Here is a 14,755-nt window from a genome sequence, read left to right as displayed (position 1 = left end):
TGGTGGGCTCGACGCCACCCCGACGCTGCGGTCGGGGCGGCGAGACACCAGGGGGGAACGTGCGGCTCCGGCGTGGAAAAGGGGCGACCGCGCTCGCGTTCGCCGTCGTCGCGAGCGCGATCGGTACGGCTCCCGCCGCCGTCGCGGCGCCGCCCGGCCCGACGGCCACCGCGGAGGACCGCGAGCCCATCGGCAGCGGGGTGCCCGCCGTCTGGCCCCGCCCGCAGTCCCTGCGCGCGAACGGCACTCCGGTCGCCGTGACGGACGAGGTCGTCCTGATCACCGGCACGACGGGCCCGGCCGCGTCCGGCTCTCCGGCCGGCTCGTACTCTCCCGGCGCTCCCCTCGCTCCGTACGCCCCCGGTGTGGCCATCGACCCGCACGCCTCGGACACCCCGCTCGACCCGTACGCCCTCGAAGCGCTGCGGGGCCTGCTGCGGCAGGCCGGAGCCCGCAGGATCACGACGGCGCGCGACGGCGACGCTCTCCCGGCGCACGCCCTGGTGGTGCGCGCGGGTACGGAATCGGCGAACGCCGGCGGGCGGGGCGCGCCGGGCGCGAGCTCCTTCTCCGGCGCACCGGCCGCGTCGGGCTCCCTGGAGCGGGCGCTCACGGCGCTCGGCGCCGCGCCCCGCGCCGATCTGCCCTCCGGCGGATACCGGCTGGCCGTCGGCCGGGCCGACGGCCGCGACACCGTCGCTCTCGCGGGCGTCGGCGAGGACGGCCTGTACCACGCGGTGCAGACGCTGCGTCAGCTTCTCGGAGCCGACCGCCGGATCGCCGGGGCCGTCGTCCGGGACTGGCCCGGCACCGCCGTGCGCGGCACGACCGAGGGGTTCTACGGCAGTCCCTGGACCCCCGAACAGCGCCTCGCGCAGCTGGACTTCATGGGGCGGACCAAGCAGAACCGCTATGTCTACGCACCCGGTGACGACCTGTACCGGCAGGCGCGCTGGCGTGAGCCGTACCCGGCCGGGCAGCGCGCCCATTTCCGGGACCTGGCGGAGCGCGCGCGCCGCAATCACGTCGCGCCGACCTGGGCGGTGGCTCCCGGGCAGGCGATGTGTTTCTCCTCGGACGCCGATGTGAAGGCACTCACGCGCAAGCTCGACGCCATGTGGGCTCTCGGATTCCGCGCCTTCCAGCTGCAGTTCCAGGACGTCAGTTACACGGAGTGGCACTGCGAGGCGGACGCGGACGCGTTCGGCTCCGGCTCCGAGTCGGCGGCGAAGGCGCAGGCGCGGGTGGCGAACGCCGTGGCCCGGCATCTCGCCGCGCGCCACCCGGACGTGGCCGCGTTGTCCCTGATGCCGACGGAGTACTACGAGGACGGTTCGACCGCCTACCGCCGGCAGCTGGCGAGCGCCCTGGACGAGGGCGTCGAGGTCGCGTGGACGGGCGTCGGTGTCGTACCGAAGACGATCACGGGCGGCGAACTGGCGCGCACCCGCGATGTGTTCGGCAGCCACCCGCTGGTCACCATGGACAACTACCCCGTCAACGACTACGCGCAGGACCGGGTGTTCCTCGGCCCCTACCAGGGGCGCGAACCGGCGGTGGCCACGGGCTCGGCGGCGCTGCTGGCGAACGCGATGCCCCAGGCGGAGGCCTCCCGCATCCCGCTGTTCACGGCGGCCGACTACGCGTGGAACCCGCGGGACTACCGGCCCCAGGAGTCCTGGGGTGGCGCGATCGAGGACCTCGCGGACGGCGACGCCCGGAGCGCGGACGCGCTGCGCGCGCTGGCGGGGAACGACGCCTCCTCCGTTCTGGGCGGCGAGGAGTCGGCGTATCTGCGCCCGCTCATCGAGGCGTTCTGGCAGGCGCGGACGACCACGGACCGGGCCGCGAACGAGAGCGCGGCCGAGCGGCTGCGCGCGGCGTTCACGGTCATGCGCGAGACGCCCCGGCGGCTGGCGGGGCGTCCGATCGCCACCGAAGTGCAGCCCTGGACCGAGCAGTTGGCGCGCTACGGCACGGCCGGCGAGACGGCCGTCGCCCTGCTGAGTGCCCAGTCGAGCGGTGACGCGACGGCCGCCTGGACGGCGTACCGCACTCTGGACCGGCAGCGCGCCGAACTCGCGGCGAGCGGGGTGACGGTCGGCAAGGGCGTGCTCGACCCGTTCCTGACGAAGGCCCGCACGGCGTACGAGCAGTGGGCGGGCCTCGACAACGAGCCCGCCACGGGCCGCGACGCCGGGAAGGACACCGGAGCTACGGCGGACGACGGTGCGAGGACCGGGGACGACTCGGCGGCGGACGGCGGCACCCCGGACGACGGCGGGACTCCGCGGGACGGCCTGCCGCAGGACGACGGCACGCGGGAGGACGGCGGCGCCGGTCAGGACGGCCGCGTCGTCCGTCTCCCGCGCCCCCGCACGCTCACCGCGGTGAGCGTGCTCACCGATCCGGGCACGGCGGGTTCCGTCGAGGCGCACGTCCCGGGCGAGGGCTGGCGGTACCTCGGCGCGCTGGATGCCGGGGGTGCCACGGAGATCGGCGCGGCGGGTGTGCGCGCGGACGCGCTCCGGGTCGGCGGTCCCACGCGTTCCCAGGTCCGCCATCTCGTCCCGTGGTTCGCCGACTCCCCCGCCGTGGCGCTGGAGCTGGCCCGCTCCGTGACGGACGTGGAGATCGGCGGTACGCAGCGGGTGACGGCCCGGCTGACGTCGCTGCGTCCCTCCGACATCAGGGGTGAACTGACCGCGCGGGCCCCCAAGGGCATCGAGGTCAAGGTCTCGCAGCCCTCGCCGACCCTCCCGCGCGGCGCCGTCGTCGACGGCCTCGTCGAGGTCACGGTCCCGCCGGGGACGCCGTCGGGCTCGTACGACGTCACGGTCGCCTTCGGCTCGCAGACCCGGGCGCTGACCGTCCGCGCCTTCCCGCGCACGGCGGGCCCCGACCTGGCCCGCACCGGCACGGCCTCCTCGTCCGGCGACGAGACCCCCGACTTCCCGGCGCCGGCGGCCAACGACGGTGACCCGGGGACCCGCTGGTCCTCCCCCGTCGAGAACGGCGCCTGGTGGCAGGTGCGGCTCGCGGAGCCGGCGCGCCTCGGCCGGCTCGTGCTGAGCTGGCAGGACGCGTACCCCTCCACGTACCGCGTCCAGGTCTCCGCCGACGGCCGCGTCTGGCGCACGGCGACGACCGTGACCGACGGCCGGGGCGGCCGCGAATCCCTCCGCTTCGACGAAAGCGACGTCCGCTACGTACGCGTCCAGGGGGTCGAGCGGGCGACGCGGTACGGGTACTCGCTGTGGTCCGTGGAGGCGTACGCGGTCGCGGACTGACGCCCGGTCCGGACCGCCTTCGGGGCAGCGCCCCTTCCGCGATCGATCTTCAGCAATCCTCCGCCAGCTATTCACTCAGTACATATCTTGAGTACATACTGATCTCCATGAGCACCCGTCACATCCTGTTGGGGCTGCTCGCCGGAGGTCCCAGCCATGGGTACGACCTCAAGCGACGGCACGACGAACGTTTCCCGCAGGCCCGCCCGCTGGCTTACGGGCAGGTCTACACAACCTTGCAGCGCCTGGTCCGCGACGGGCTCGCCGAAGTCGACGGCACCGACTCGGACGGCGGTCCCGAGCGGACGATGTACCGCTCGACCGACGACGGATCGCGCGAACTGACCCAGTGGGCGGGCGAGATCGCGCCGCCCGCGCCCTTCGTGACGAACGAGATCTTCGCCAAGGTCGTCGTCTCGATCCTCGCCTCGGCGGACCCGGCCGGCTATCTGCGGGCCCAGCGCGCCGCGCACATGGCGCGGATGCGTGAACTCACGGCGGTGAAGACGGCGCCCGCCGCCGACCTCGCGACCGTCCTCTCGGCCGACTACGCCCTCAACCACCTCGACGCCGACCTCCGCTGGATGAACACCACGGCGGCCCGGCTCACCACCCTGACCGCGGAGGTCGACGCAGCATGAGCAACCCACTTCTGGCCGCCCGGGGCCTGGTCAAGACGCACGGTGCCACCCCGGCGCTGCGCGGTGCCTCGGTGGAGCTGGCCGCGGGCGAGGTGCTCGCCGTCACGGGGGCCAGCGGCAGTGGCAAGTCCACGCTGCTGCACTGCCTGGCGGGCATCGTCAAGCCCGACAGCGGCACGGTGGAGTACGGGGGTGAGCGCCTCGACCTGCTTCCCGAGAAGCGGCTGAGCGAGCTGCGCCGCACGGACTTCGGGGTGGTGTTCCAGTTCGGGCAGCTGATCCCCGAGCTCACCGCCGCCGACAACGTGGCGCTGCCCCTGCTGCTCGCGGGCACCTCCCGCGCGGCGGCCCGGGAGCAGGCGGGCGAGTGGCTGGAGCGGTTCGGCGTCAAGGGGCAGGAAGCGCTGCGGCCCGGCGAGATGAGCGGCGGCCAGGCCCAGCGGGTGTCGCTGGCACGGGCCCTCGTGACGGCTCCGAAGGTCGTCTTCGCGGACGAGCCCACCGGCGCGCTCGACTCCCTCGCCGGGGAGCAGGTGATGACCGCCCTGATCCACACCGCCCGGGAAGCCGGCACGGCGGTCCTGCTGATCACGCACGACGCCCAGGTGGCGGCGTACGCGGACCGGGAGGTGTCCCTGCGGGACGGCGCCGTGGCCGACTCCGGCATCCTGTCGGCCGGCCCGGCCGCGGCGGGGGTGTCCCTGTGAGAACCGACCTCCGGCTCGCGCTGCTCCTGACCAGCGGTTCCGACCGGCGTGAATGGTGGCGGGTCGCCCTCACGGCCGTGGGAGCCGCCCTCGCCGCCGGGCTCTGCCTGGCCGCCGTCGCGATCGCCTCGCTCCAGGGGCAGTACCACCTGCCCCTCGCCGACGGCCTGCTCGAGCAGCCCGGCCAGCGCGCCGGCGTGGTCCTCACCCTGCTGCTTCTGCTGGTGCCGGTGCTGGGCTTCCTCGGCCAGTGCGCCCGCATCGGTGCCGTGCACCGCGACCGAAGGCTCGCCGGACTGCGCCTCGCGGGGGCCACCCCGGCGCAGGTGCGGCGGATCGCCGCTCTGGAGGCGGGCCTCGCGTGCCTCCTCGGCACGGCCGTCGCCACCCTCCTCTCCGTGTGGATCCTCCTGCGCCAGTGGCAGAACCCGCCTGCCGCCGTCTGGGCAGGATGCGCGGGGGTCGCGGTCGCCGTGCCCGTACTGGGCGCCCTGGTGAGCACGCTCGCCCTGCGCCGGGTGGTCACCTCACCCCTGGGCTGGGTACGCCGGGTGCGCCCGAGCGGCGGGCGGGGTCCGGGGCTCGCCGTCCTCGTGGCGGCCCTCGTGATGCTTCTCACCGGACTCGCCATCGCTCCGCGAAGCTTCGGCAGGCTCGCCCCGGCCCCGGTACTCGTCTTTTCCGTGGTGATTCTCACGGGACTCGGGGCCATCTGGGCCGTCGGCACGAGCGCCCGCCTGACGGGCCGCGTGCTCGCCGGGCGGACCGGGAACCCGGCGACCCTGATCGCGGCCGAGCGGCTGCGGGACGATCCCTGGGCCGGCGCCCGCACCCATGCGGCGGTGCTGCTGGTGACCGTCGTGGGGACGGGCTTCGTGGGCGTACGGCAGGTGCTGCTCGATGACATCACCGGGCGCGACCCCGACGCGCTCTCAGAGAGCCTGTCCTTCTACACCACCGGTATCGACCTCACGGGCGCCGCGATCCTGCTCGCCCTCGCCATCACCCTGTCCGGGCTGGCCGTGGGGACGGCCGAATCGCTGGCCACCCGCCGCCGCGGCCTCGCCGCGCAGGCCGCCGCCGGGGTGCCGCAGGCCGTGCTCGGCAGGGCCATGCTCCTGGAGACAGCCCTGCCGCTGGCCCCGGCGGTCGCGCTGGCCGGTGCGGGAGGCCTCGGGATCAGCGTCGGGTACGGACTGCTCGCGGGCGGTGGAACGGTGCCGGTGCTGCCGGTGGTCGTCCCCGTGGCCGTCTACGCGGCCTGCCTGCTGGCCGCGGCCACGTCCCTGCCCCTGCTGCGGCGCTCGGTGCACCCGGCGGAGCTGCGCCACCTCTGAACGGCGCCCTGTCCGGCCCACGGGCACGGCCGGCTCCCCGGGAGGCACGAGGGTCCTCCTGGGGAGCCGGAACAGGGCCACGGCCACGGGTGCCGCGAGCCGACGCAAAAGCCCGGATCGTCAGGCGGAAATGCCGTCGATCCGGGCCATCGCGTCGTCCGCGCCGTACGGCTGCAGGTAGGGCAACCAGCGTGGGTCCCGGTGCCCGGTTCCGATGATGCGCCATGCGAGCCCCGACGGCGGGGCCGGTTTGTGGCGCAGGCGCCAGCCGATCTCGACCAGGTGGCGGTCGGCCTTGGTGTGGTTGCAGCGGCGGCAGGACGCCACCACGTTGTCCCAGGCGTGCTGACCCCCGCGGGAGCGCGGGATGACGTGGTCGACGCTGGTTGCGACGCCACCGCAGTACATGCACCGGCCGCCGTCGCGGGCGAACAGAGCTCGCCTGGTCAGCGGGACGGGCCCTCGGTAGGGAACCCGTACGAACCTCTTCAGCCGGACCACGCTGGGTGCGGGGACAGTAACGGTCGCGCTGTGCATGAAGGCGCCGGATTCCTCGAGAGAGACGGCTTTGTTCTCAAGGACGAGGACGAGCGCGCGGCGGAGCGGTACGACGCCGAGGGGCTCGTACGACGCGTTGAGGACCAGGACATGCGGCACGGATGCCTCCTTGTACGCCGGCGGCGCGTGGCTCGCGCCGGGACGATCTGCAGTCAGTCTCCCCTCATGCCTGGTGGAAGCGCCACCATGTCCCGGTAACGGGCTGGGAGTGTTTTCGACCACACCCCCTACATCCCCAGGTGAGCACCGCCTCTCCCCCGAACATCGCAACAATCCACACACGATGCCCCGTTAGTGTGGTGGTTCTGCCCTATCGGCGCCCCTCATGTCCCCGGCCGTGGGCAGACCGCTACGCCTGGAGGTACCTGCTGTGTCCCTGCCCGTCCTATTGGCCCTGGCCACCGGTTCGACCCCGTCGCCGTCTCCCTCGACGTCGACCGCTCCGGTGACCCCCACGCTTCAGGACGCCCAGGAAAGTGCGACCAACGCAGCCAGCTGGGTCGAGGAGAACTGGTCGACCTGGCTCTCGATAGGTCTGCGCGTGTTGCTGATCCTGGTGATAGCCGCCGCACTGAGAGTGTTCGTGCGGCGGGCGATCACCAAGCTCATCGACCGGATGAGCCGCACCGCGGAGGCCGTCGACGGCACGGCGCTCGGCGGTCTGCTGGTGAATGTGGAGCGCCGCCGGCAGCGCTCCCAGGCCATCGGGTCGGTCCTGCGGTCCGTCGCGTCCTTCCTGATCATGGGTACGGCCGCGCTGATGGTCCTCGGCACGTTCGAGATCAATCTGGCCCCGCTGCTCGCCTCGGCCGGTGTGGCCGGTGTCGCGATCGGTTTTGGTGCCCGCAACCTGGTCACCGACTTCCTCTCCGGCGTCTTCATGATCCTCGAGGACCAGTACGGCGTCGGCGACACGATCGACGCGGGCGTCGCCTCCGGCGAGGTCATCGAGGTGGGCCTGCGCGTGACCAAGCTGCGCGGCGACAACGGCGAGATCTGGTACGTCCGCAACGGCGAGGTCAAGCGCATCGGCAACCTCTCCCAGGGCTGGGCCACGGCGGGTGTGGACGTCACCGTCCGCGCCTCGGAGGACCTGGACCGCGTCCGGTCCGTCATCGACGAGGTGGCCGAGACCCTCAGCAAGGAAGAGCCCTGGAACGAGCGCCTGTGGGGCCCGATCGAGATCCTGGGCCTGGACAGCGTCCTCCTCGACTCCATGGTGGTCCGCGTCTCGGCGAAGACCATGCCCGGCAAGGCACTCTCCGTGGAACGCGAGATCCGCTGGCGCATCAAGCGCGCCTTCGACGCGGCGGACATCCGCATCGTCGGCGGCCCTGTGGCCGAGCCGGAGGAGGAGCCGGCCCCCGACCCGACGGAGAACGTGGCCGCGCCGTCGGCCCAGGCGAACCCGGCGTCCCCGCAGGCCATGGCGGCCTCGCCGATCACACCGACGCCCGTTCCGAAGTAGGCGCGCGGACTCGACCGAACGAGCGGAAGGCGGCGCCCGGGATTCTCCGGGCGCCGCCTTCCGCCGTGGTGCTTCCGGTGCCTTCTCCCGCGCGCCGGAAGGCCGATGCCGCCCGCGCGCGGTCGCGGGGAGGGAGACGTCCCCCCGACGGGAGGTCAGGCCGGAGCCGTCACCGGCGACTCCAGTGCGGTCAGCCGCGCTATCTGGCAGGCCGCGGCGAACGCGGAGCCCCTTCTCAGTCCGGCCACGCCCATGAGCCCCTCCTGTTCACGGAGGTCGAGCAGCACCGTCCCCGCCGTGGCGTCGAAGGTCATCGATCCCCACACGGAGCCGTCCCCCCGTCCGGGGCGCCACCGGAAGTGGATCTCCTCGTCGCCCTTCTCCGCGACGAGGAACACCCTTTGCGACGAGGTCAGTTCCTCGCGCACCCGTTCCCGCCACCCGGCCCCGGGAAGCATCGGCCGCAGCAGATGCCGCTGCCGCTTGCCCAGGGCACGCTCGGAGAGAAGCAGACCGGAAGTCCGGGCCCGCCGCCGCAGCAGCAGAACCGCGACAGCCGCGACGACGAGGCTGCCGACCGCCCACACCAGAACCGTGCCCGCGATCTCCCCGCCCAGGGCGGGCCAGGTGAGGTCGTCGTCCAGCAGGTCGATGACCATCTTGGTGGCGGCCAGCGGGAAGCACTGGCCCGCGGCCGTGCCCCAGCAGGCCAGGAGCAGACGGGTCAGCGCCTCCCGTGTCGTCCGAGGGTTCGCTTTCATGAAGTCACTTCCGGATGGTTCGGCCCAGGTTGCGCAGGGCCGAGGCCCTGGCCCGGCACCGTACGTCACCAGGGAAGCGGCGACCTGTGCGAGGGTCCGCGCGGCAGGGCCCGCGTCATCACTTGGTGATCTACGGCAGCGTCAACACCCTTGACCCGCGCGCCGGGAGCCCACTCGCCCCCTTCACGTCTGTGACGGACCTGTGCTTCGGCACCGCGGCAATCCACCGCAACACCGGACAGATGGGCGGCAACGGGCGGCGGGGCCCCTGACCTGTGCCGACGGGTGATCGTGATCAACTCGTGACGCCCGCCGGGCCCGGTCCGAAGCCGTCGCGCCCCCTCGGCCGATATCGCTCGTCTTCACAGGTCACCCGCATGACGGTCACATTCACCCGCCCCATATGGTCACCTTCAACAGCGGGGCCCTTGTTCTGGAGCGCAATGCCCAGGGGTCCGCTTCGAAGGTGGGTAATCCATGCGCAAGTTCGCCATAGGCGCCGTCGTCTCCGGCGCCCTGGCCCTGTCCGCCCTGGCCGTGCCGGCCGCGTCGGCCACCACTCCGGACTTCACCTTCTCGAAGGTGGTCGTCAACGGCGGCAAGCCGATCGTCGTCGGCACCACGAACGTGGTGAACGTCCCGGTCACGTACACCCTGACCCGCCCCTCCGACATCGTGCTCGACAACGAGACGAAGGCCGCGGGCATCGTCCTCTACCGGGGTTCGCTCTCCAGGATCGCGAACGAACTCGGGAACGACAAGAAGCCCACCTGCACCACCACCGCGACGACCGCCGCCACGGTGACCGAGTCGTGCGAGGAGACGATCCCCCTCGACCCGTGGGCCTCGCTGTACGAGGCCGCGGACGCCACCACCTGGCACGCCGCCGGCTACTACGGGCGCCTCGACGCCGACGAGGACGACTCCGACGGCCACGTCAGCGTCAACTACGCCGACGACATGTGGGGCCCCCTGGCCTCCGTGCAGATCAAGCGGGCCGCCAAGCTCACCGTCAACGCGGGCCCGGAGCCGGTCACCAAGGGCAAGACCCTCACCGTCACCGGCAGCCTGACCCGCGCCAACTGGTACAGCAGCGAGTACGCGGGCTACACGGGCCAGCCGGTCGCCCTCCAGTTCAAGGCCAAGGGCGCGAGCGCCTACACGACCGTCAAGACGGTCACGTCCGGCACCTCCGGCGCGCTCAAGACCACCGTCAAGGCCTCGGCCGACGGCACCTACCGCTTCTCCTTCGCCGGAACGTCCACCACCGGGACCAAGACGGCCACCGGTGACTACGTCGACGTGAAGTAGGCCGCGGCGCGCCACGAACGCGCGCTGCCCAGCACCGACACACCGCCCTCGCAGGTAACGACTCTGTTGCCTCGGGGGCGGTTTCTCTTGACGCCCCCGCCTCCCCCGGCCTACTTTCCTCGCACCAGCAATAGGAAACTTTCCTAACAATGATCTTGCGGTGGACTTCCCGAAGGCACCCCTGGGAAGCTGGTCGGCCAAGAAGGGCAGGTGGCGACAGACATGGCAGGATCCGCCGGTACGCCGGGCACTCCGCGCGTCCTGCGCGCGATGAACGACCGCGCCGCTCTCGATCTGCTGCTCGCGCACGGCCCGCTCTCACGGACCCGGATCGGGAAGCTCACCGGGCTGTCCAAGCCCACCGCCTCACAGCTCCTCGCCCGCCTGGAAGCGGCGGGACTCGTGCTCGCCACCGGCACGAGCGAGGGCCGGCCCGGCCCCAACGCCCAGCTGTACGTGGTCAATCCGGGCGCCGGTCACGCGGCGGGCCTGGACGTCACGCCCGAACGCATCCTGGCCGCCGTCGCCGACATCACCGGCCGCACGGTCGGCGAGTACGAGCTGCCCACCCCGGGCCGCCGCCCGGCCCAGCCCGTCGTACGCCAGGTCACCGACGCCCTCGACGGCGCGGTGAAGGCGGCCGGGCTCGCCCGGGACGACGTCCGCCGCCTGGTCATCGGCACCCCCGGCGCCTTCGACCCCAACACCGGCCGGCTGCGCTACGCCTCCCACCTGCCCGGCTGGCACACCCCGACCCTCCTCGACGAGCTGGCGGCCGCGCTGCCGATGCCCGTCGAGTACGAGAACGACGTCAACCTCGTCGCCATCGCGGAGCAGCGGCTCGGTGCCGCCCGGGGCCACGAGGACTTCGTCCTGCTGTGGAACGAGGGCGGTCTCGGTGCCGCGCTCGTCCTCGGCGGCCGGCTGCACCGCGGCTGGACCGGCGGCGCGGGCGAGGTCGGCTTCCTGCCGGTGCCCGGCGCGCCCCTGGTGCGCCAGGTGACCAAGGCCAACAGCGGCGGCTACCAGGAACTGGCCGGTTCGCAGGCCATCCCCAAGCTGGCGCGCGAACTCGGCATCAAGGACCTGCCCACGGGTCCGTACGCCGAGGTCGCGGCCACCGTCGTCGAGCGGGCCGCCGCCGTCGACGAGGGCCCCTACCGGCGGCTCCTGGAGACGTACGCGACCGGGCTCGCCACCGGTCTGGCCTCCCTCGTCTCCGTGCTCGACCCCGAACTCGTCGTCCTCAGCGGATCGTCGCTCACCGCGGGCGGGGAACCGCTGCGCGCCCTGGTCCAGGCCGAGCTGGAGGAGCTGGCCGCGTCCCGGCCACGGCTCGTCGTCGGCGACGTACACGAACACCCCGTGCTGCGCGGCGCGTTGGAGAGCGCCCTGGCAGCCACCCGCGACGAGGTCTTCGACACCTCCCGCTGAATCCGCCCCAAGCCCGCAACTCCCCCGTCCCGCCCCGTCCTTCGCAGGGAGACCTCGCCATGCCCGGAATGTCCCGAAAGGCGGCTGCCGCGCTCGCCGCCTCCGCCTCGATAGCCCTCCTCGCCACAGCCTGTACCGGCCAGTCCGACTCCGGCGCGAGCGACGACGCGTCCAAGGAGCAGACGATCAACTTCTGGCACGCCTGGAGCGCGCCGAACGAGGTCAAGGCCGTGAAGTCGCTGGTCGCGGGCTTCGAGAAGGCGCACCCCAACATCCACGTCAACGTCGTCGGCAACATGACGGACGACAAGATCAACCAGGCGCTGCGCGCGGGCGGCGACAAGGCTCCCGACGTCGTCTCCTCCTTCACCACCAACAACGTGGGCAAGTTCTGCTCGTCCGGCGCCTTCGTCGACCTGAACCCCTTCTTCAAGAAGGCGGGCATCGACCCGGAGACGACGTTTCCGAAGGCGATGAACGAGTACACCCAGTTCGACGGCAACCGCTGCACGGTGCCGCTGCTCGGTGACGCGTACGGGCTCTACTACAACAAGACCGCCTTCGAGAAGGCCGGGATCACCTCACCTCCGAAGACCTGGTCGGAGTTCGAGAAGGACGCCAAGAAGCTCACCATCGCCAAGGGCGACTCCTACTCCCAGCTCGGCTTCATGCCGAACTACCACGGCTGGGAGTCCACCACCGAGCACTACTTCGGGCAGTTCTCGCCGACGTACTTCGACAGCAGCGGCAAGTCGAACATCGCCAAGGACCCCGCCTTCACGGCCGGGTTCACCCTCCAGAAGAAGCTGGTCGACGCACTCGGCGGCTACAAGAAGCTGGAGACCTACCGTTCCAAGCTCGGTGACGAATGGGGCCCCAAGCACCCCTTCCACACCGGTCAGGTCGCCATGCAGCTGGACGGCGAGTGGCGGCTCGGCATGGCCGAGGAGGCCAAGCCCGGCTTCGAGATCGGCGTCGCCCCGCTGCCCGTCCCGGACGACCGGGCGGACCAGTACGGCAAGGGCTACATCACCGGCACGATCGCGGGCGTCGCGGCCACCAGCAAGAAGCGGAACGCGGCCTGGGAGCTGGTCAAATACATGACCACGGACACGGACGCGGTGGTCGGCTTCGCCAACGCCATCCACAACGTCCCCTCCACGCTCGCGGCCCTCAAGTCGCCGAAGCTGAAGTACGACCCGCGCTTCAAGACCTTCCTGGACATCGCCTCGAACCCGAACTCGACGACGACTCCGGCGTCCATCAACGGCGGCACCTACCTCGTGACGCTCCAGCAGTTCGGATACGACTACGAGAGCGGCAAGACCAAGGATCTGAAGGCGGGCCTGGAATCCACCGCCAAGCAGATCGACACGGACATCGCGCAGGCGAAGTAGCCGCACGGACATGAGTACTGTCACGCTCGCTTCGAAGCGCCGGCGCTCGGCGCTTCGGACCCTCGCCTTCATGTCGCCCTGGCTGATCGGCTTCGCGGTCTTCTTCGCCTACCCGCTGATCTCGACCGTCTACTTCTCCTTCATGCACTACGACGGCTTCAAGCCGCCGACGTGGGTGGGGACGAAGAACTGGACGTACGTCTTCGAGAACTACCCGCTGTTCTGGCCCGCGTTGCGCAACACCCTGTGGCTCGTCCTCGTCATGGTGACCCTGCGCGTGCTGTTCGGGCTCGGCGTGGGACTGCTGATCACGAAGATCAAGACCGGCACGGGTGTCTTCCGCACGCTCTTCTACCTGCCCTACCTCGCCCCGCCGGTGGCGGCCACCATGGCCTTCGCCTTCCTGCTCAACCCCGGTACGGGGCCGGTCAACTCGCTCCTGGAGAAGGCCGGCATCCCGGCTCCGGGCTGGTTCAACGACCCCACCTGGTCGAAGCCCGCCCTGACCCTGCTGGCCCTGTGGGGCATCGGCGACCTGATGGTCATCTTCATGGCCGCGCTGCTCGACGTGCCGACCGAGCAGTACGAGGCCGCCGAGCTGGACGGCGCCTCGGCCTGGCAGCGCTTCCGGTACGTCACCCTGCCGAACATCTCGCCGATCGTGATGTTCGCCGTGGTCACCGGCGTGATCCAGACCATGCAGTACTACACACAGCCGCTGATCGCCGGGAAGGTCGCCTCGGGCGTCATCCAGGGCGCCGGTACGCAGTTCGAGCCCGGCTATCCCGACAAGTCGACGCTCACCCTGCCGCAGCTCGTCTACAACCTCGGCTTCCAGCGCTTCGACTACGGCTCCGCCTGTGTGGTCGCGCTCGTGCTGTTCGCCCTGTCCATGGTGTTCACCGCGTTCCTGATGCGGCGCCGGGGCGGTCTCATCCAGGCAGGTGACTGACCGATGACTCAAGTACTCGACAAGCCGGTGGAGTTGACCGCACAGGTCTCCCCCGCCGAGCGCACCGCCCGCCGCAAGGCTCTTCTGGAATGGGTCGCCGTCCACGCGCTCGGCGTCGCCGCCGCCCTCTTCTTCGTGCTGCCCTTCGTGTTCGTGTTCCTGACCTCGCTGATGAGCGACACCCAGGCGCTCAGCCGCGATCTGATCCCGCACACCTGGGAGTGGGGCAACTACAAGAAGGTCTTCGACACCCCGGGCTTCCTCACCTGGTGGAAGAACACCCTGCTCTACGCCGGCCTCGGCACCGTTCTGACGGTCGTCTCGTCGATCCCGGTCGCCTACGCGCTCGCCAAGTTCCGCTTCCGCGGCCGGAATCTGTCACTGATGCTGGTCATCTCGATGATGATGCTGCCGCCGCAGGTCGTGATCATCCCGATGTACCTGTTCTGGGCGAAGCAGCTGGACCTGTCCGGCACGCTGTGGCCGCTGATCATCCCGATGGCGTTCGGGGACGCGTTCTCCATCTTCCTGCTGCGCCAGTTCCTGATGACCATCCCGAACGAGTACCTCGACGCGGCCAAGGTGGACGGGTGCGGGGATCTGCGGACGCTGCTGAAGGTCGTCCTGCCGATGGCGAAGCCCGGTATCGCGGCCGTCGCGCTGTTCCAGTTCTTCTACGCCTGGAACGACTACTTCGGCCCGCAGATCTACGCCTCCGAGAACCAGGGCGCCTGGACCCTCTCGTACGGCCTGGAGTCGTTCAAGGGCGCGCACCACACCGACTGGAATCTCACCATGGCCGCGACCGTACTGGTCATGGCCCCCGTGATCCTCGTGTTCTTCTTCGCGCAGAAGGCGTTCGTCGAGGGTGTCACGCTCACCGGAGTGAAGGGTTAACC

At 71.3% G+C, this 14,755-nt stretch carries 12 protein-coding genes; 10 read left to right on the top strand and 2 right to left on the bottom strand.

Features of this window, described 5'->3' with window-relative positions:
* The first annotated feature begins 59 nt into the window (after nt 1-59).
* From OOK38_RS19265 to OOK38_RS19250, 4 genes are all read left to right on the top strand, one after another.
* Nucleotides 60-3,290 carry a beta-N-acetylglucosaminidase domain-containing protein gene (locus tag OOK38_RS19265; protein WP_266758813.1) on the top strand — a complete coding sequence of 1,077 codons (3,231 nt, stop codon included), beginning with the start codon at nt 60-62 and terminating at the stop codon, nt 3,288-3,290.
* A 107-nt stretch (nt 3,291-3,397) separates the two neighbouring features.
* On the top strand, nt 3,398-3,931 hold the full coding sequence (locus OOK38_RS19260; RefSeq protein ID WP_266758815.1) for a PadR family transcriptional regulator: 534 nt from the start codon (nt 3,398-3,400) through the stop codon (nt 3,929-3,931).
* Nucleotides 3,928-4,638, top strand: coding sequence for an ABC transporter ATP-binding protein (locus OOK38_RS19255; RefSeq protein WP_266758817.1), 711 nt, complete (start codon nt 3,928-3,930; stop codon nt 4,636-4,638). The genes OOK38_RS19260 and OOK38_RS19255 overlap by 4 nt, the downstream gene beginning before the upstream one ends.
* Entirely contained in the window at nt 4,635-5,975 is a 1,341-nt protein-coding gene (locus tag OOK38_RS19250; RefSeq protein WP_266758818.1) for an FtsX-like permease family protein, read from the top strand. Before OOK38_RS19255 ends, OOK38_RS19250 begins: the two co-directional genes overlap by 4 nt.
* 120 nt (nt 5,976-6,095) lie before the next feature.
* On the opposite strand, the gene OOK38_RS19245 is transcribed toward OOK38_RS19250, so the two are convergent.
* Nucleotides 6,096-6,632 carry an HNH endonuclease gene (locus OOK38_RS19245; protein ID WP_266758820.1) on the bottom strand — a complete coding sequence of 179 codons (537 nt, stop codon included), beginning with the start codon at nt 6,630-6,632 and terminating at the stop codon, nt 6,096-6,098.
* A 226-nt stretch (nt 6,633-6,858) separates the two neighbouring features.
* On the opposite strand from OOK38_RS19245, the gene OOK38_RS19240 reads away from it, so the two are divergent.
* Nucleotides 6,859-8,001, top strand: coding sequence for a mechanosensitive ion channel family protein (locus OOK38_RS19240; RefSeq protein WP_266758822.1), 1,143 nt, complete (start codon nt 6,859-6,861; stop codon nt 7,999-8,001).
* Nucleotides 8,002-8,156: 155 nt separating this feature from the next.
* On the opposite strand, the gene OOK38_RS19235 is transcribed toward OOK38_RS19240, so the two are convergent.
* Entirely contained in the window at nt 8,157-8,762 is a 606-nt protein-coding gene (locus OOK38_RS19235) for a hypothetical protein (RefSeq protein ID WP_266758824.1), read from the bottom strand.
* A 477-nt stretch (nt 8,763-9,239) separates the two neighbouring features.
* Between OOK38_RS19235 and OOK38_RS19230 the strand changes: the two genes are divergently transcribed.
* The 5 genes from OOK38_RS19230 to OOK38_RS19210 all read left to right on the top strand — a co-directional run bounded on the left by OOK38_RS19230 (nt 9,240) and on the right by OOK38_RS19210 (nt 14,753).
* Nucleotides 9,240-10,073, top strand: a complete 834-nt coding sequence (locus OOK38_RS19230) for a hypothetical protein (protein ID WP_266758825.1) — start codon at nt 9,240-9,242, stop codon at nt 10,071-10,073.
* Between the two features lie 222 nt (nt 10,074-10,295).
* Complete coding sequence (locus OOK38_RS19225) at nt 10,296-11,507, top strand: ROK family transcriptional regulator (RefSeq protein ID WP_266758826.1); 1,212 nt, start codon at nt 10,296-10,298, stop codon at nt 11,505-11,507.
* Between the two features lie 59 nt (nt 11,508-11,566).
* Nucleotides 11,567-12,904, top strand: a complete 1,338-nt coding sequence (locus tag OOK38_RS19220; protein WP_266758828.1) for an ABC transporter substrate-binding protein — start codon at nt 11,567-11,569, stop codon at nt 12,902-12,904.
* 10 nt (nt 12,905-12,914) lie between these two features.
* Entirely contained in the window at nt 12,915-13,856 is a 942-nt protein-coding gene (locus OOK38_RS19215; RefSeq protein ID WP_266758829.1) for a carbohydrate ABC transporter permease, read from the top strand.
* A gap of 3 nt (nt 13,857-13,859) precedes the next feature.
* Nucleotides 13,860-14,753: a carbohydrate ABC transporter permease gene (locus OOK38_RS19210; RefSeq protein ID WP_266758831.1), complete on the top strand. Its 894-nt coding sequence runs from the start codon at nt 13,860-13,862 to the stop codon at nt 14,751-14,753.
* The last annotated feature ends 2 nt before the right edge of the window (nt 14,754-14,755 follow it).

The organism is Streptomyces sp. NBC_00568, from assembly GCF_026341855.1.
Classification (GTDB): Bacteria; Actinomycetota; Actinomycetes; order Streptomycetales; family Streptomycetaceae; genus Streptomyces.
Note: the sequence above shows the minus strand (reverse complement) of the source record. Positions and strands in the feature narration are given on the sequence as shown.